The sequence below is a fragment of the Pseudomonas sp. WS 5021 genome (assembly GCF_012985535.1).
Classification (GTDB): domain Bacteria; phylum Pseudomonadota; class Gammaproteobacteria; order Pseudomonadales; family Pseudomonadaceae; genus Aquipseudomonas.
This window is the reverse complement of the sequence record NZ_JAAQWP010000002.1, coordinates 421,057-439,166: the sequence shown is the minus strand read 5'-3', so window position 1 is coordinate 439,166 and position 18,110 is coordinate 421,057. Positions and strand designations below refer to the sequence as shown.

Annotated in this window: 9 protein-coding genes and 1 riboswitch; of the genes, 6 read left to right on the top strand and 3 right to left on the bottom strand. The window is 61.7% G+C overall.

The features are described 5' to 3' along the window. Nucleotides 1-653: 653 nt before the first annotated feature. The 5 genes from HBO19_RS08300 (at nucleotide 654) to cobM (ending at nucleotide 3,857) form a co-directional block, all read left to right on the top strand. Nucleotides 654-1,364: a hypothetical protein gene (locus HBO19_RS08300; protein ID WP_169953289.1), complete on the top strand. Its 711-nt coding sequence runs from the start codon at nucleotides 654-656 to the stop codon at nucleotides 1,362-1,364. A 51-nt stretch (nucleotides 1,365-1,415) separates the two neighbouring features. Then, nucleotides 1,416-1,623, top strand: a riboswitch (cobalamin riboswitch). A 95-nt stretch (nucleotides 1,624-1,718) separates the two neighbouring features. Continuing rightward, entirely contained in the window at nucleotides 1,719-1,907 is a 189-nt protein-coding gene (locus HBO19_RS08295) for a CbtB-domain containing protein (RefSeq protein ID WP_131696627.1), read from the top strand. 11 nt (nucleotides 1,908-1,918) lie between these two features. Continuing rightward, entirely contained in the window at nucleotides 1,919-2,620 is a 702-nt protein-coding gene (locus HBO19_RS08290; RefSeq protein ID WP_170057262.1) for a CbtA family protein, read from the top strand. Continuing rightward, nucleotides 2,617-3,030 (top strand): cobalamin biosynthesis protein, encoded by a 414-nt coding sequence (locus tag HBO19_RS08285; protein ID WP_169953285.1) that lies wholly within the window; start codon nucleotides 2,617-2,619, stop codon nucleotides 3,028-3,030. Before HBO19_RS08290 ends, HBO19_RS08285 begins: the two co-directional genes overlap by 4 nt. An 80-nt stretch (nucleotides 3,031-3,110) precedes the next feature. Next, nucleotides 3,111-3,857 (top strand): precorrin-4 C(11)-methyltransferase, encoded by a 747-nt coding sequence (cobM, locus tag HBO19_RS08280; RefSeq protein WP_170057261.1) that lies wholly within the window; start codon nucleotides 3,111-3,113, stop codon nucleotides 3,855-3,857. Nucleotides 3,858-4,060: 203 nt separating this feature from the next. On the opposite strand, the gene nfuA is transcribed toward cobM, so the two are convergent. Together nfuA and HBO19_RS08270 are read right to left on the bottom strand one after the other, a co-directional pair. Further along, nucleotides 4,061-4,645: a Fe-S biogenesis protein NfuA gene (gene nfuA / locus HBO19_RS08275; RefSeq protein ID WP_003190728.1), complete on the bottom strand. Its 585-nt coding sequence runs from the start codon at nucleotides 4,643-4,645 to the stop codon at nucleotides 4,061-4,063. Between the two features lie 86 nt (nucleotides 4,646-4,731). After that, complete coding sequence (locus HBO19_RS08270) at nucleotides 4,732-7,023, bottom strand: fatty acid cis/trans isomerase (protein WP_170057260.1); 2,292 nt, start codon at nucleotides 7,021-7,023, stop codon at nucleotides 4,732-4,734. 165 nt (nucleotides 7,024-7,188) lie between these two features. Here HBO19_RS08270 and metH point away from each other — a divergent pair, with 165 nt between their 5' ends. Then, nucleotides 7,189-10,899, top strand: coding sequence for a methionine synthase (gene metH, locus HBO19_RS08265; protein ID WP_170057259.1), 3,711 nt, complete (start codon nucleotides 7,189-7,191; stop codon nucleotides 10,897-10,899). Nucleotides 10,900-10,997: 98 nt separating this feature from the next. Here the strand turns inward: metH and HBO19_RS08260 are convergent, their stop codons facing one another. Then, nucleotides 10,998-18,068, bottom strand: coding sequence for an NEL-type E3 ubiquitin ligase domain-containing protein (locus HBO19_RS08260; protein WP_170057258.1), 7,071 nt, complete (start codon nucleotides 18,066-18,068; stop codon nucleotides 10,998-11,000). Nucleotides 18,069-18,110: the final 42 nt, after the last annotated feature.

Here is an 18,110-nt window from a genome sequence, read left to right as displayed (position 1 = left end):
CAACTGGTCAACGTCGCGCAGCTAAACGCATCTAGTGACTCAAGGGTGCACCTCACCTCTGGGGACCCAAAGTGAAACCGTCACGCCGCGAACACTACATAACTATCGCACCTCTCACCAACCCACTGAATACACTGAATATGCATCCACGTTAGCTGGAACGATGACAATCAATCCAACAGAAAACGCAATTCAACCAATATCACTCGCTATAACGCCTAAAATCAATAACCTCCCATCTTTGCCGACACTGAACAATGATGTTTCCCACCGTACTTTGTCGTAGACATCAACCCATAGTATTTCTGATAGACCCTGACCTGGCAGGAGACCAGCTCAACGTTATGACATGGACAATTTTGACTATACGTTTGCTCATACCTGCCCCCTAATCGCCTTTTCAGGAGCGTTACTAGCCAGCACTACAAAGACCTGTACGTAGTGCAGACCGTAAAAGCACCTTATGTAAAAGCCCGCCTTGAATCCAGCCTGGCTATCCAGCCCATACGAGTTAAAGAGGTGCTGTAATTTAATGAAATCCATTTCGCAGTTAGCACGAGGAACAGCAGCCTTGAAAAACATCACTCACTCTCAAGGCAGCTTTCCAAACAATCCAACCCCAAGCCCACCTATTCAATGGGGATACAAACACGATGAAGTCTTCAGCAAGCATTCAACCCAGTGCGCCTATGCTTAACGCACCTCGCACTACACTCCCCAAAGACGCTTCTCCCACCTTAGCACCGACACAAAACATCTCATCGGACATTCCGTATTTTGAGAGCTACACCCACTCGATGCTGGCCGAAAAACTACTGGCCCATTTCATAGATTTGGAAGTCCCAGGCGCTAAAACATCCAACAGCTTTCGCTTGGATGAGCTTAAAAGTATGGCGAGAGGCAAACTACACGACGGACGAGATGCCACACAAGAGCAAGTAGAGCTTGCAAAGCAGGTCATCAACCGCCCAGAACTAGTCAAGTCACTCTTTGGTTCGCACTCCGGTAATGTGACCTGGGACCAAGTCGCTCTTATCGCTGGAGACTTCAAAAGTCTCAGCGATGCAGCCCTGCTGGACCAAGCGAGAATTTACTTTCGCGAATTTGCCAAAGGTCCCAAAGATCATTATGTAAACTTTAACGAACTGCGAGAGGCCGCACGCCAAACAAGAAGCACCCGCCACTTTTCGTACAATGCAACCAAAGTTGCCCAAGAACTTCTTAAGCGGCCTGACCTGCTTTGGGATTTGGATACAAAGCCTGTCTCGCTCTCACGTCCAAGCAAACCAGACAACAGATTTGGGTTGGGCAGTATTTTTTACTCAGAAGATTGGGTTTCCACGTCGCCGCGTCGCCCTGGCTGATCAGGCAGGCGTCAATTCGTCTATTTGACGCCCGCCCTCTGGCCATGCTCTCCTACACATCTTGTTTCGGGTGCCCTTTACAGGGTGAAACGGGAAACCGGTCAATCATGCATGCATGACCAATCCGGTGCTGCCCCCGCAACGGTAAGCGAGCGAAGCGTCACAGCCACTGTGCTTTTGGCATGGGAAGGCGATGCTTTCAGGACTCAGGAGAGCCCCCTCGCAAGCCCGGAGACCGGCCCGAAAAATCAAATAACAAACCCGCGGTGGGCGGGCGCTGTTCAGAACCCTGCGTGCCCGGCTCGCGGGGTTTTCATGCGCTCGTGTCACCCTGCCACTCGAAAGGGACGTGCCATGTCGATCATCAGCAGCACCTCACACACCGCCAGCAGCTCCGCCACCTTGAGCCAACGCCTGACCGCCGCCATCGGCGCGGCGATCCTCGGTGCATGCCTGGTGTATTTCGCCGGGTTCTCGCACATCGAGGCCGTGCACAACGCTGCCCACGATACGCGCCACAGCGCCGCCTTCCCGTGCCACTGAGACCTGCCGCCATGATCAAGCGAATTGCGCAAACCGCAGGTTTCACCGGCCTGCTGGCCGCCCTGTTGCTGACCCTGCTGCAAAGCTTCTGGGTGGCCCCGCTAATCCTGCAGGCAGAAACCTTCGAAAACGCCCCGGCCGCGACCGAGGTACATGAGCATGCCCCTGGCGTTGCGGCCCACAGCCACGACGCCGAAGCCTGGGAGCCGGAAAATGGCTGGCAGCGCGTGCTCTCCACCACTGGCGGCAACCTGGTGGTCGCCGTGGGTTTTGCACTGATGCTCGCTGGCCTCTACACCCTGCGTGCCCCGACCCGCACCGCCCAGGGCCTGCTCTGGGGCCTGGCCGGCTACGCCACCTTTGTGTTGGCGCCGACCCTCGGCCTGCCACCGGAGCTGCCCGGCACCGCTGCGGCGGACCTGGCGCAACGGCAGATCTGGTGGATCGGCACTGCAGCCTCCACTGCCGCCGGCATTGCGCTGATTGTGTTTGGTCGCAACTGGCTGCTGAAGATCCTCGGCGTGGCCATCCTGGCGGTGCCCCATGTGGTTGGCGCGCCACAGCCCGAAGTGCACTCGATGCTCGCCCCAGAAGCTCTGGAAGCACAGTTCAAGATCGCTTCGCAGCTGACCAACGTTGCGTTCTGGCTGGCCCTGGGCCTGATCAGTGCCTGGTTGTTCCGGCGTAACCGCGACGATCAGTACTCGGCATGACAACGGCCAACACCCGGCCGGCCCTTGTGGTCGGCCTGGGTTGCCAGAGTGGTTGCAGCGTCGAGGCGTTATTGGCGCTGTTCAATGAAGCCTTGGCTGGCGCAGGGATCGACCCTCGGCACATCAGCGCACTGGCGAGTATCGACCGCAAGCAGGATGAGCCGGGTTTACTGGCCCTGGCCGCCAGCCTGGGGTTGCCGCTGAAGTTTTTCAGTGCCCAGCAACTGGCGAGCCATGAAGCGCAACTGAGCCACCGCTCTGCCGTCGCCTTTGCCCATACCGGCTGCCATGGCATCGCTGAAAGCGCCGCCCTGGCCCTGGCCACGCAGCTGGCCCAGCGCCCTGCCCGCCTGTTGATCAACCGCCAGAAAAGCCCGCAAGCCACCTTTGCATTGGCGTGCGCCGGCTGAATTCCCGATAATCCCCGTCCTTGATCATGAGCGGTCTTCATCTACAGCCCGCCTTGCCCGCTTTTTCACAGGAATGTCCCATGACCGTCTACTTCATCGGCGCAGGCCCCGGCGACCCGGAACTGATTACCGTCAAAGGCCAGCGGCTGATCCGCAGTTGCCCGGTGATTATCTATGCCGGCTCCCTGGTGCCTGCCGCGGTGCTTGAAGGCCATCAGGCCCAGTTGGTGGTCAATAGTGCCGAACTGCACCTGGAGCAGATCATTGACTTGATCAAGGACGCCCATGAAAAAGGCCAGGACGTAGCGCGCGTGCACTCCGGCGATCCAAGCCTGTATGGCGCGATTGGCGAGCAAATCCGTCATTTGCGCCAGTTGGGGATTGCCTTCCAGATCATTCCAGGGGTGACTGCGGTGGCCGCGTGTGCCGCGCTGCTGGAGGCGGAGCTGACTTTGCCGGATATCGCCCAAAGCGTGATCCTGACCCGCTATGCCGACAAAACCACGATGCCTGCGGGGGAATCCTTCGACAGCCTGGCCAGCCATGGCACCACCATGGCGGTGCACTTGGGGGTCAATCACCTGGAGAAAATCGTCGCCGAACTGCTGCCACATTATGGTGCGAATTGCCCGATTGCCGTGGTGCACCGGGCGACGTGGCCGGATCAGGACTGGGCCATTGGCACCTTGGCGGACATTGTCGAAAAGGTCGCGGCGAAGGGGTTCCGGCGCACCGCGCTGATTGTGGTGGGCCGGGTGTTGGCCAGTGACGGCTTTAGCGAATCCTCGCTGTATCGCGCAGGCCATGCCCACCTCTACCGGCCCTGACACCACGCAAGACAACCTGTGGGAGCTGGCTTGCCTGCGGTAGCGGTGAAACAGTCGATAGATAAGTCGCCTGGCACACCGTCATCGCGGGCAAGCCCGCTCCTACAGTTGATTCTCTTTGTTAGATAGCTCGTGTAACTCATTAATTTAAATCAATAAAAAACGGCGCTCACGGGCGCCGTTTTTTGTTTGCAGCGAACGCCTTAGTAGTAGGCGTTTTCTTTCTGCGTATGGTCAGTCACGTCACGTACGCCCTTGAGCTCGGGAATCCGCTCCAGCAACGTACGCTCGATGCCTTCACGCAAGGTCACGTCGGCCTGGCCGCAGCCCTGGCAGCCGCCACCGAACTTGAGCACGGCGATGCCGTCATCCACCACGTCGATCAGACTGACCTGGCCGCCATGGCTCGCCAGGCCCGGGTTGATCTCGGTTTGCAGGTAGTAGTTGATGCGCTCGTTGACCGGGCTGTCCGCGTTGACGTTCGGCACCTTGGCGTTGGGCGCTTTGATGGTCAGTTGGCCGCCCATGCGATCGGTGGCGTAGTCGACCACCGCATCATCCAGGAACGCTTCGCTGAAGGCGTCGATGTACGCAGTGAAGCTCTTGAGCCCCAGGGCGGTGTCTTCAGGCTTTTCTTCGCCCGGCTTGCAGTAGGCAATGCACGTCTCTGCGTACTGGGTGCCAGGCTGGGTAATGAAGACGCGGATGCCGATACCCGGGGTGTTCTGCTTGGACAGCAGGTCAGCCAGGTAATCGTGGGCGGCGTCGGTAATGGTTATGGCAGTCATGGGAACTCCTCACAGGCTTGCTGGCAGTTTACGCCAATCGCCTCGGCGGTACAAAGTCCTAGTATTTTTGTCAGGCAAATCCACATTTACAGGTTCTCGTAGCGATTCATATCCAGCACACCCTCTTCCACCGGCGTGGTTTCGCGGACGTACTGCGATAAATCGTGGAAATACTCCCAGAACTGCGGGTGGCTGCGGCGAATGCCCCAGCGCTCGACAATCCGTTCAAAACGCTTGGCGTCCCTGGCCAGCTCCATGTCCTCGACGAACTCAGGCACATCCTCGGCCGGCACGTTGAAGATGAAGTTGGGGTAGCTGCTGAGCACGCCCGGGTAGATCGTCAGGGTATCCAGGCCCGGCTGATAGCGATAAGCCTCGCCCAGCATAAACGCCACGTTACTGTGGGCACGGTTGCGCAACAGGCTGTAGACCTCGCGTTTGCCGCTGCGGGTCTGGATGCGCAGCATAGTGGCTTCCGGCAATTGTTCGATCACCTTGAGCCCGGCCGCCGGCCTGGAGGTCAGGCGGCTGAGGGTTTGTTCGGCATCGCGCAGTTGCGGATCGATACCAAGACGCGAGCAATAGGCGCTGATGCAACGGTTGATCGGATCCGGGCTGGCATTCAAATCGCCATAACGGGCAAGCAACTGGTTGGCAAAGTCGCGCTTGGGGTCCTGCGGGTCCAGTTTCAGGCCGGTGGGCTTGTCGTTGTCGATGGCCTCATAGTCCAGCCACAGCTTGACCTTGCCGCTGTTCTGGTACCAGTCATCGAGGTACCTATCGCGCGAGTCCGCCGGCATCAGACGCAGGAAGTTCTGTTCGGCGCCATTACGGATCAGGTCGAAATACAGGCGGGTCTGGGCCTGGTGCGAGACGTTGCCAAACACGTCGAAATTGACCGCCAACTGGTAATAGGTGCGTTCCAGCAACGGATAATCGAACAACCACAGCGTCTGTGGCACTTCGCCAATCAGGCCTTTGGTCACAGAAGCGCTGTCGAAATGGCGGAAGATGCTCAGCAACGCGTTGTCATTGCCCTCCCACAGGCTCGACCAGCCTGGCGCCGGCAGGTCGGCGTAGTTGTCGCGACGCAGGGCCTCATATTCATTGCGTTTGTCGCGATAGGCCAGCCATAGGCCCAACACACTGCCCACGTCATCGTTCTGCCCCGGCATCGCCAGCAACGGCGTGGCCTGGCCGCGATAACGCGCATCGGTGATGTACAGGTCGTGTTCCGGGTCCTGGAACAGGGTCCAGAAGTTGTCGCGGATCACGTCCGTGGCAATCTGCCCACGGCACACCGGCCCGCGAATGAAGGTGCGCACGAAGTATTCGGCGTTATCCAGCATGAACTGGTAGCGCGCCTTGGCCGGGATCGCCTCGAACGTTTCAAACGGATTGGCCCGACGGCCAGGGCCGTAGCCGGGCAGCGCCACTACCTGCCAGTCGCCGCTGTAGAACAGCGCCTTGATCCGCGCCATCTTCGCCGCACTGAACGGGTACGTGATGTGGGTCTTGTGCACGATCACCCCTTGCACCGGCCACAGGCGGTAGTACACCTGGGTGCCGGGGTCGTCATTCGGGCGACGGGTGTTGATCAGGTCGATGGGCTGGCCGCTGGGCGTACGCGAGCGTACCCACTGGAAAAAATGCCCCGGCTCACCGCCCTCGAAATAGATATGGGCGAGGAACAGGTGTTCGAATAACCAACGCGCCACCAGGCTTTCCCGGGCGCCGGGCTGGTTCAGCAGGTTTTCCCATTGCTGTACCTGCAAGGCTTCCTGGGCACTGGGCGCCAGGCCCTGCTCATCAATAGGCGCACCGGACGCCAGCCAGCGTTGCAGGGTCTGGTATTGCTGGTCGGTCAGGCCGGTGACGGCCAGGGGCATGCCTTCCTTGGGGTGCGCGCCGGCGTAGGCGTCGAACTCCCCCGGCAGCGGGCACATGTTTTGGCGGTTGAGGCCCAGCACAATCTCATCGGGCAGCTTGGCATTGGGCGCCAATGGGGTTTTATGGCCCAGTTCCAGCATGCGCGCCATCAGCGCCGCCTGGCTGCCCTGGGCATCCAGTACCGAGGCAAACCCCTGGCGCTGCCAGGCGGCCTTGCCAAAGGCGTCATAAAACAGCCGGGTCGGCTGCGCAGCCTGACTGCGCTCGCCGTCGTACACCGGCACTTTGCTCGCGCCGCGTGCCGCCCCTTCGCCACTGCCCAGGTTGAGCTGGCAGGCGGAGTCGTAGCAGGCGTGGCAGGCCACGCACTTCTCGGTGAAGATCGGTTGGATGTCGCGGGTATAGGAAAGCGCCGGGGCGGGTCCGTTGGCCTGTGCTAGGCAGGCGACCAGTGCCAAGACGGCGCTGGTGATGAGGCGAAATGACATGTATCCGGTCCCGATTCAATGCGTGCGCTGAAAAATTGCCGCGATTCTACCGATGTCGGCCCGCTATCAACATGAGCGATATTCATGCAAAACCCAGGCAGGCTCTAAAAGCGCACAGGTTTGCTATGATCCACGCCCTCCGTAATGCCTGATTAGAGTAGTCCCATGTCCGATCGTAGCACTCGCCTGCAAGCCCTCCACCAAGCCCTCAAGGAACGCATCCTGATCCTCGATGGCGGCATGGGCACGATGATCCAGAGCTACAAGCTGGAGGAAGAGGACTACCGTGGCAAACGCTTCGCCGACTGGCCCAGCGACGTCAAGGGCAACAATGACCTGTTGATCCTGAGCCGCCCGGACGTGATCGGCGGGATCGAGAAAGCGTACCTGGATGCCGGTGCCGACATCCTCGAGACCAACACCTTCAACGCCACCCATGTGTCCCAGGCCGACTACGGCATGGAGGCCCTGGCCTACGAGTTGAACCTGGAAGGCGCACGCCTGGCCCGCCGGGTCGCCGACGCCAAGACCCTCGAGACCCCCGACAAGCCGCGCTTCGTCGCCGGCGTACTCGGCCCGACCAGCCGCACCTGCTCGCTGTCGCCCGACGTGAACAACCCCGGCTACCGCAACGTCACCTTCGATGAACTGGTGGAGAACTACACCGAAGCCACCAAAGGCCTGATCGAAGGCGGTGCGGACATGATCCTCATCGAAACCATCTTCGACACCCTCAACGCCAAGGCCGCGATCTTCGCCGTGCAGGGCGTGTACGAAGAACTCGGCGTCGAGTTGCCGATCATGATTTCCGGGACCATCACCGATGCCTCCGGGCGCACCCTGTCAGGCCAGACCACCGAAGCGTTCTGGAACTCCATCAGCCACGCCAAGCCGATTTCCGTGGGTTTGAACTGTGCCCTGGGTGCCAGTGAGTTGCGGCCATACCTGGAAGAACTGTCGAACAAGGCCAACACCTACGTTTCCGCGCACCCCAACGCCGGCCTGCCCAACGAGTTCGGCGAGTACGACGAGTTGCCAGCGCAAACCGCCAAGGTCATCGAAGAGTTCGCCCAAAGCGGCTTCCTCAATATCGTCGGCGGCTGCTGCGGCACCACGCCGGGGCATATCGAGGCCATCGCCAAGGCCGTGGCCGGCTACGCGCCGCGCCAGATCCCGGACATTCCCAAGGCCTGCCGCCTGTCGGGCCTGGAGCCGTTCACCATCGATCGCCAGTCGTTGTTCGTCAACGTCGGCGAACGCACGAACATCACCGGTTCCGCCAAGTTCGCCCGGCTGATCCGCGAGGACAACTACACCGAAGCCCTGGAAGTCGCCCTGCAGCAAGTGGAAGCCGGCGCCCAGGTGATCGACATCAACATGGACGAGGGCATGCTCGATTCGAAGAAGGCCATGGTGACCTTCCTCAATCTGATTGCCGGCGAGCCGGATATCTCCCGCGTGCCGATCATGATCGACTCCTCCAAGTGGGAAGTGATCGAAGCCGGCCTCAAGTGCATCCAGGGCAAGGGCATCGTCAACTCCATCAGCATGAAGGAAGGCGTCGAGCAGTTCATCCACCACGCCAAGCTGTGCAAGCGCTACGGCGCGGCGGTGGTGGTAATGGCGTTCGACGAAGCCGGCCAGGCCGACACCGAGGCGCGCAAGAAAGATATCTGCAAGCGCTCCTACGACATTCTGGTTAATGAAGTGGGCTTCCCCCCCGAAGACATCATCTTCGACCCGAACATCTTCGCCGTGGCCACCGGCATCGAAGAGCACAACAACTACGCCGTCGACTTCATCAACGCCTGTGCCTACATCCGCGACGAGCTGCCGTATGCGCTGACCTCCGGTGGTGTGTCCAACGTGTCGTTCTCGTTCCGGGGTAACAACCCGGTGCGCGAGGCGATCCACTCGGTGTTCCTGCTGTATGCGATCCGCAACGGCCTGACCATGGGCATCGTCAACGCCGGCCAACTGGAGATCTACGACCAGATCCCGGCCGAGCTGCGCGACGCCGTGGAAGACGTGGTGCTCAACCGCACGCCGGACGGCACCGACGCCCTCCTCGCCATCGCCGACAAGTACAAGGGCGACGGCAGCGTCAAGGAAGCCGAGACCGAGGAGTGGCGTGGCTGGGAAGTCAACAAGCGCCTGGAACACGCGCTGGTCAAGGGCATTACCACCCATATCGTCGAAGACACCGAAGAATCCCGGCAATCGTTCGCGCGCCCGATCGAGGTGATCGAAGGCCCGCTGATGTCCGGCATGAACATCGTCGGCGACCTGTTTGGCGCCGGGAAAATGTTCCTGCCCCAGGTGGTGAAGTCGGCACGGGTGATGAAGCAGGCCGTGGCGCACTTGATCCCGTTTATCGAACTGGAAAAAGGCGACAAGCCGGAAGCCAAGGGCAAGATCCTCATGGCGACGGTCAAGGGCGACGTACACGATATCGGCAAGAACATTGTCGGCGTGGTGCTCGGATGCAACGGCTACGACATCGTCGACCTGGGCGTGATGGTGCCCGCCGAGAAGATCCTGCAGGTGGCCAAGGAGCAGAAGTGCGACATTATCGGCCTGTCCGGGCTGATCACCCCGTCCCTGGATGAAATGGTGCACGTGGCCCGCGAGATGCAGCGCCAGGACTTCCACCTGCCGCTGATGATCGGTGGCGCTACCACCTCCAAGGCGCACACGGCGGTGAAAATCGAGCCCAAGTACAGCAATGACGCGGTGATCTACGTGACGGACGCCTCGCGTGCGGTGGGCGTGGCCACGCAGTTGCTGTCCAAGGAGCTGAAGGCCGGGTTTGTCGAGAAGACCCGCCTGGAATACATCGACGTGCGCGAGCGCACCTCCAACCGCAGCGCCCGCACCGAACGCCTGAGCTACGCGGCGGCCATCGCCAAGAAGCCACAGTTCGACTGGAGCACCTACACCCCGGTCAAGCCTAAGTTTACCGGGGCCAAGGTGCTGGACAATATCGACCTCAAGGTGCTGGCCGAATACATCGACTGGACGCCGTTCTTTATTTCCTGGGACCTGGCCGGCAAGTTCCCGCGCATCCTCACCGATGAGGTGGTGGGTGAAGCCGCCACCGCGCTGTACGCCGACGCCCAGGAAATGCTCAAGAAGCTGATCGACGAACAACTCATCAGCGCCCGCGCGGTGTTCGGCTTCTGGCCGACCAACCAGGTGCAGGAGGATGACCTGGAGCTGTACGGCGACGATGGCCAGCCGATTGCCAAGCTGCATCACCTGCGCCAGCAGATCATCAAGACTGACGGCAAGCCGAACTTCTCCCTGGCCGACTTTGTGGCGCCCAAGGACAGCGGCGTGACCGACTACATCGGAGGCTTTATCACCACCGCCGGCATCGGCGCCGAGGAAGTGGCCAAGGCCTACCAGGATGCGGGCGACGACTACAACTCGATCATGGTCAAGGCCCTGGCCGACCGCCTGGCCGAGGCCTGCGCCGAATGGCTGCACCAGCAAGTGCGTAAAGACTACTGGGGCTATGCCAAGGATGAAGAGCTGGACAACGAAGCGCTGATCAAGGAGCAGTACAGCGGTATCCGCCCTGCCCCCGGCTACCCGGCGTGCCCGGATCACACCGAGAAGGCCCAGCTGTTCCAACTGCTCGACCCCCAGGCCCGCGAGATGCACGCGGGCCGCAGCGGCGTGTTCCTCACCGAGCACTACGCGATGTTCCCGGCGGCGGCGGTCAGCGGCTGGTACTTCGCCCACCCGCAGGCGCAGTACTTTGCCGTGGGCAAGATCGACAAGGACCAGGTGACGAGCTACACCGCCCGTAAAGACCAGGACCTGGCCGTGACCGAGCGCTGGCTCGCACCGAACCTGGGTTACGACAACTGACCGGCTTTTTGTAGACGCGAGCTGACAAGGGCGACGCGGCGCCCTTGGGTTTTTCACGAGCAAGTTCGCGCCTACAGTAGAGCGGCATGCGGCTGTGCTTATAGGTTGAGTGCTGCGCGCTCCTGCTGGGTAAGGCGGATCGCCAGCGCCGCGCGCTGCTCCTTGATCCAGGTGCCCAGCACGGCATAGTCGCGCAGGTAATCCGCACCATTGTCAGGGTAGCGCGCATCCAGCGCGTCGGTCTTGTGCTCCAGCTCGCGGGCCAGGGCTGCGAAGTTCGTGGCGTATTTTTTCTTCAGATAGTTGCGCCAATACTCAAGGCCCACCAGCCTTTCTTCATAGCCCACTGCGCTTTCGCCTTGCACAATCGTCCCATAGGCACGATCCAGGTCGGCCGGCGTCACCTGCGACAATTCGCTGTACAGCATGCCGGCGGGTTGCCGGGGCAGTTCCAGGCGCGCCGCCAGCCCAATGCGCAACGCCAGGCGGACCTCTGCCGGGTCGATATCTGGACGGCTCTCGACAGTAGCCTTGGCGATGCCTTCCACGGCCTCCAGGCGGAGCATGCTACGGGCGAATTTCAGCAGCGTGGCACCGTCCTGCCCACGCTCGGCGATTTTTAGCGCATCAAACTCCAGGACCCGGGTTTCCAGGGCATTGAACATCAGGATCCGCCCATCGCCGCAGGTGACGTCCGGCATCATCGCCGTCGCCCGGGCAAACAGGTCGCGGCGCATGGCCGGGTTTTGGCTGATGGCTTCCAGTACCTTCCACACGCGCTGTGTCAGTTCGGCACGCGCCTCCAGGAAGTCCTCGGTATTGCGCAGTTGCGAGAGGGTGAAGAAAAAATCGACGCTGCCTTCCTGGGCCCTGAGTTCGTCCCAGATCCGGTGCTTTGACGAGTGTGCTGGCACGTCAGTAAACCATTGGGCCTTTTGCACCGGGGCCGTCTCGATATCCGGGTGGTTCAGCGAGTAGTCAGGTGAGTCAAAAGCCCCTTGTTCGTCGCGCTCCCAATACTCCAGAAGCATGACTTCAAGCTGCTCGGTGGAAAACCCCAGGCCGTTGCCGGTCTGGGCCAGATACTCCTGCAAGCGTTCACAGCTTGGCTGGTCCAGGCGGTTGCCCAAGAGGTTGGTCCCCGCCATCAACAGATTACGTTGCGGCTCGAACGCCTCATCCGGCAGGGTCTCGATCCAGTTGTCACTCAGGTCCAGGGTGCGCAGGCGTGGCAACTCGAGCACTGTCATCGGCCAGTCGTCCAGCAAGTTGCGTTGCAGGTACAGGCTGTCGAGCCGCAGCAGGCCGCTTACGTCCAGCTCACTGAGAATATTGTCACCCAGGTCCAGCCATTCGAGCTCGGGCATCTGCGCCAGATTGGCCTGCAACTGCGCCGCGTTCTGCAGTTCATTGCGGCCCAGGTCCAGCCGACGCAGAGCGCGGAACTCACTGAGTGCCTCGGGCAACGCGCGCAAGCCATTGTTGCTGAGCGTCAAGCTGCGCACATGGCTGAAGGCGCGCAGGAAGCCGTTGGAGCCCTCGGCCGTGAGTCGCACGCGGTTCAGGCTCAGCTCGCTGACGTGGGCGAAATATTGAGGCAACGTCGGCAAATCGCCGATAGCCAGCCCGGAAAGATCCAGGCGCCCCACCCCATTCACTCCCGGCCCCACAGACCCGGCGCGCAGGCTGTAGCGCCAGCTCTCCAGCAGCCGATCCGCTGCACGCCGCCGGTCCAACGCGCTGATCCAGCCGCCGTCCAGGTACCCATGCACATCTATCCACTCATTGAGCAGCGGCACCCATTGCGCATACTGCGCTTCCCATTGCGCCAGGCGCTCGTGGATCTGCACCGTTTCCAAGCCGTCGGCGTGTAACTCTTCGATATAAGCCGCTGCTTGCGTGGCGTCCAGTGCCGGGTCCAGGCGTTGCAGGCGCGCCGCGGGCAGCAGCTCGGCGGTTGTGGGCGGCAGCGCAGCCAGCAAATCGGGGCGGCGCAACGCATCCTCGGAAAAATACTCCGGCTCGCCCCCCGTCATACCCTGGGCCAGAAGGTCGCGGGGGATGCCCAGGGGGCTTTCCAGCGGGACGGCCGGATTCTCGCGGGCGTAGCGTCGCGCAAACACCCGGGCTTCTGCGCGGGCCGTCGCACTCAAGCGACAGCCGCGCAAGTCGGTATTGGACAGCAGGAAGTCATGCCCTTGCAGCGCCGCCTCGGGGATCGAGGTCACGGCGCTGTGGCTCAAGTCCAGGCTGCGCAACGGCAGTGCAAGCACACCCTCGGGCCACTCGCTGAGCGCGCTATGGCTCAGGTCGAGGCTGCGCAGTTCGCGCAGCGCACTCACGTCCAGGCGGCTGATGGGGTTGTAGGGCAGTCGCAGCGATACCAGGCCGGTCAACCGGCTCAACCCCGCCTGGATCGGGGCCGTGATGACCAGCCAGTTATGGGACAGGTCCAGATGGCGCAATGAAGGGCATTGGCCCAGTGCCGAGGGCAGATCGGTCAGATTGTTGCGGGCCAGGCCCAGGCTGTCGAGTTGGGGGAAGTGGCCAAGCCAGGTATTGATGCCTTCCAGCGACACGCCTATGTCACTCAGGTTCAGGCTGCGCACATGGGTAAACCCCACGGCGGGCAACTTAGGCAAATCAATCAGGTTGGCGCCTGACAGGTCCAGCATCGCGGCACCAGCAGGTGGCTGGCCCTCGCCAACAATGCGCGGCTCCAGGCCTTCGAGCCAGCAATCAAGGAGTTTTTGCGACGCCACCTGCCGCTCGACCTCAACCCTGCCAATGTTTGAATCGCGATCAGACCATTGCTCAAGGTCATCGACCAACTGGCGGTGTTCTTCGCGCACACTGTTGACGCTCTCCAGACGCTGGCGGGAAGTCAGCCCGCGCGTTTTGAAACTGGCCAAGACACGTTCGACAAAACCCGGGCCACCGGACTGCAGGCTGCCCAGGGCGCCTTCGCAGTAGGCCTGGACCAGCCGCAGCTCTTCGACCAGATGGGCCGGGTTGTCATGCAGGTACGCATATACCCGCATGAACTCCTCAGGCTCAAAGGCCGACCAGTTCATATGCAGGCCGCGCCACAAGCGTTGATGCCCGGTAAACAGTGGCGCAGGCAAGGAGCGCAACGGAGTCTGGGCCACATCCAGAAACTCCAGGTGCTCAAGTTCCAGACAGCCTTGCGGCCAGGTTTCCAGGAGCCCGGACACGGTTAAACGGCGCAACGCGCTCAACCCGCTGACATCCAGGGTTTGCAGGCCGCCGGCCAGGGATAACTGGCGCAGTTCAGGCATGCGTTCAAGCGGGCGCAGCACTTGTGCTGAATAAGTGAGCGACGGGCCGCTAAGCGACAGTTGGGTGATGCCGGGAGCACTCGCCAAATGCTCTGTCAGCGCGTCGAGGTGCTCGGGACGCACATCCAGTTGCAAATGCCGCACGTTGGGAAACGGCCGCAGTAAGCGGCTGGATTCCTGGGCAAGAAATCTGCTCCCGGTGAGGTTCAGGGTGCGGACATGGGAAAAGTCGGCGTGCCACTCGGGCAGCGCCTGCTCCCCTCGTAGACTCAGGGTGCTATCGGCCGGACTGTCCCGATCAAAGCCCTGGCGCCAGCAATCGATGAGGTCGTCAACCGTGCGCTGGCGACTCTCATATGCCCCCGCCCACTGCTCAAGGGTCGCGCGCAAGGCCGTCAATTCGCGCTGGCGGTTGGCAAACAACCGCCAGATTTGCGCATTGCTCTCGCCGTCGCGTCGGCGCGCAGCTATCAGCGCCTGAGCCTGGGACTCGCTGATATTCGGATACACGCTACGGGCATGGGCGATCAACGCGTCATCCATGGCGAACAGCCCGCCCCTTCCCGACAGTTCATACCCCAGGCGCCCGCTCGACAGGCGCCAGGCAGGCCTAGAGCGCGGCGTGCGCAGCTTGAGGATGTCCCGGGCGATGAGCTCGCGCTGCCCACTGGCATAGGTCGCCAGCACCTGCTGCAAATCTGCGGCCTGGCCAGTCAGCCCCAACGACCTGCACGCCTCATCGGGCAACGCGTCGATGATCGACTGGAAAAGATTGCGTCCATGGGCAGGCGCGCTATTGAGTGCGCGGGCGCCTGCATCAAAGGCCTGGAAGCCCTCGCCGCTGCTGACCAGGTATCGGCGCACAACAGCGTGCTCCGGGCCAATGCTGTCCAGCAAAGGGCCGTGAATGCCCTCCAAACGCATCTCAAGGCGCACACCTGAGGGCCATCCGGGCAGGCGCGCGAGGCCCTGCAAGGCGAGTCGGTCGCTGTCGGCATTGGCCAGCCGGTCACGGTGCAGGCCGCTGAGCGCCCGGCTCAAGCGCGCCTGCTGCAAACTGATACGGGCCTGGTGGTCGAGCCGCGCGCTGACATGCCCACTGTCTTGCAGGCGCCTGAATTCCTGTGGACTGGCGCGGTTGAGCAACTCGTCGAGAGCACGCCTGGACAGCGCGGGAAACCGTCGCTGCAGTGGCCTGCCGTCGCTCATGGGCGCGCCATTGCCCTGTAGCCGGGCGTCGAACAGCGCCGTCTGCCGTTGCAGGGCATAGTCCGCCAGGCGCTCATTGAAGGCTTGTTCCCTGGGCTTGCCGCTGCCCAGCAAAGCGGTGATTTCCTGCTCGTCAAGGCCGCTCATAACCACCTGGGCGAGCCTGCCTTGCTGCACATCGGCGCGGCTGATTTTCAGGGTCGGACGACTATCATCCAACGACAACGGGCTGCCATAGCAAACCGAGCGCCCTGTCGGCTCCAGGCGCGCGCCGTCCCACTCATCAGTCACGGGCACCCCAAGTGGGTCGCCACGCTGTGGCGTGCCCAACAGGCGCCAGGCCTGCTCCTCGCCCAGCCTGGTCGATACCGGCTGGCTGCGCTCAACGATGGCGACTGCCTCAAATACCTCCAGCACCCGCCCGGGAGGCCAGCCGGGCATTTCCACGGTGAGGGGCAAGGCATACTCATGGCGGTCCTGCAGGCCGGTGCCGCGGCGCAGGCGCTCGATCAATTCGCCAACGTCCTGGTCGGCCCTGAACCGCTCCAGGGTATCGGCCAGCACGGCGGGCACCGGCAAACCGTCCAGATGCACTTTGCGCAGCAGATCGTCGTGCACACCGCTGACGTTGCCAACCACCCTCAAGGTTTCATCCGAGAAACCCTCGGTAATCGGCCCCAATCGCCGCAGCAGGGTCAGGCGGTCCCAGGTCAGGGGGCGCTCATGGCTATGCCGCCACGCCCCGGCCCCGTTGTGTTCGAGGAGCGGCTGGTACGCCAGCGGATCGCGCGGGTGTTTTATCCGCCATTGCTTGAGCTGCGGGTCAAAGGTCTTTTCGTAGAGCACGTTATCGATCTGCACATGGAGTTTGCCATCGACCTCGTACTGCCCCAGGGCATTGGCCTGACTGCCGGGCGCCAGGGCGGCTTCACTTGGGTACGCGCCCAGGTCGGGCTTCCATAAGCGGACCCGGCCATCCGGTAGCTTCACCGGGACCAGGCCTTCGATAACCGGCTCATGCCTCAACGCGCTCAGGGCCTTGCCGCCCACCGCAGTCACGCCAAGCAACGCAAGGTTTTGCGCCAGGTCGATCAAGTGCGCCCTGGCCGCCCTGCGATCGCCCTCGGCCCACTGCTGCGAAGCCTCGAACACCTCTTTCAACAACTGCTCAGCCATCACGGCCATCATCAGCTCCCCTAGCACTGGCACAAACCCCACCAGCGCACTCAAGCCGAACATCCCGATGTTGAGCAGCATGGCCAGTTTGCGCGTTCGCACCCCGGCGTCGACATCTGCGGTGGGCACGGCATGGCCGGCGGCATCGGCGAGGCACTTGTCCTGGTGCCGCTCATACAGGTAGGTCCACAGGTCGACTTTGTCGCTACCAAATACCTGGTTTTTGAAAGCCAGCGCCACGGGCGCCAAATAGGGGTCCGGGTTGGGCACCTGCGGGGCCAGGGGCAAGGGCGGAAAATTCTTCAGTTTGAACGGGGTTACCTGGCTGAGCAGTTCATAGAACTGGCCGATGCCGGGGAAGTTCGTGCCGATTTTCTCGCGCAGGGTGGCGTCTGGCGCATCCTCGGTGAACTGACTGAAGTAATGCGGGCGCTCGGCATACTCGACGAACTGACTGAAAAAAGCCTGATAGGCCGTGGGGCGCTCCACACGGGTCGAGGCTGAGCCTGGCGTGCTGAAGCGTTGCTTCAAGGTCGCCAGCAGTTGCGCATGATTGGTATAGCGCTTAAGAGGCTGGTATGGGTCCTGGGGGATATACAGGATTGGCGAATCGACATGCTCATCATCGAAGGCCAGAAACAGCACGCAACCGGTCATGCGCAACTTCATCAAGCCCAGGTCGCAGAGCCATACCGGTTGCCCCCCCATCTGCGGCGCGCGTTCGCCGGCGATCACCGATAGCACCATGCGGTAATCGTCTTGGGTAATGTCCTCGTGCAACAGGGCCAACTCGGCCGCCGCCCGCATCGCGGCCTTTTGGCTGGCAATGAATTGTTGGCGCAGGGTGGTTTCGTGGGTGGAAAAAAAGTCCGCGAGGTAGGCCTGGTACTGCCCGCCCAGATCAAGGCGGCGGCACAGCCCTATGAACTGATAGACCGTGAGGCTCCCCAATCGGACCGGCAGCAACGGGGCGACGGCGGCGCCAGGCGATGACACCTGCCAGCGAAAACCCGACGATGAATGAAAGGCCCCCTCTGCGGACTCGGACTCTTCGAAGTTGTGCAGCGCTGCCTGCAGCAGCTCCAGCTGCAAAAAGTCGTAGGTTCGCGCTTCAAGGTTCAGATCGGTGATGTGCAGGGCCTTTCGCAGGCTCAGCCAAGTGGCGACGTGGGGGGCCAAGGTAACGTCGTACTGCTCCTTGAGCGCCTGGAGCAGCAGCGGCCTGGCAAACGTGTCGATGTCCTGCAAGGCAGACAGGCTTTGGTCCAGAGCCGTCTGGGCGGTAAAACTTGCGATAAAACAGTCGTGCAATAGCTCGCGCTGCTCGGGTGTCGCATGCCAATAGGCTGGCGGCAGCGGGCTGTGGTTGTGCTTGAGGGCCATGCGGCGTGAGGTTGTGCTATCGATCAACCATTGCGGCGTGGCGCTGATCAATAACGGGCGATGGATGCTGGGCGTTGCCGGCAATGGGGGCAAGTCGGTCATGATGCGGCTCCGGGAAAAGGAGGCCCAGCACACCATGGGGGT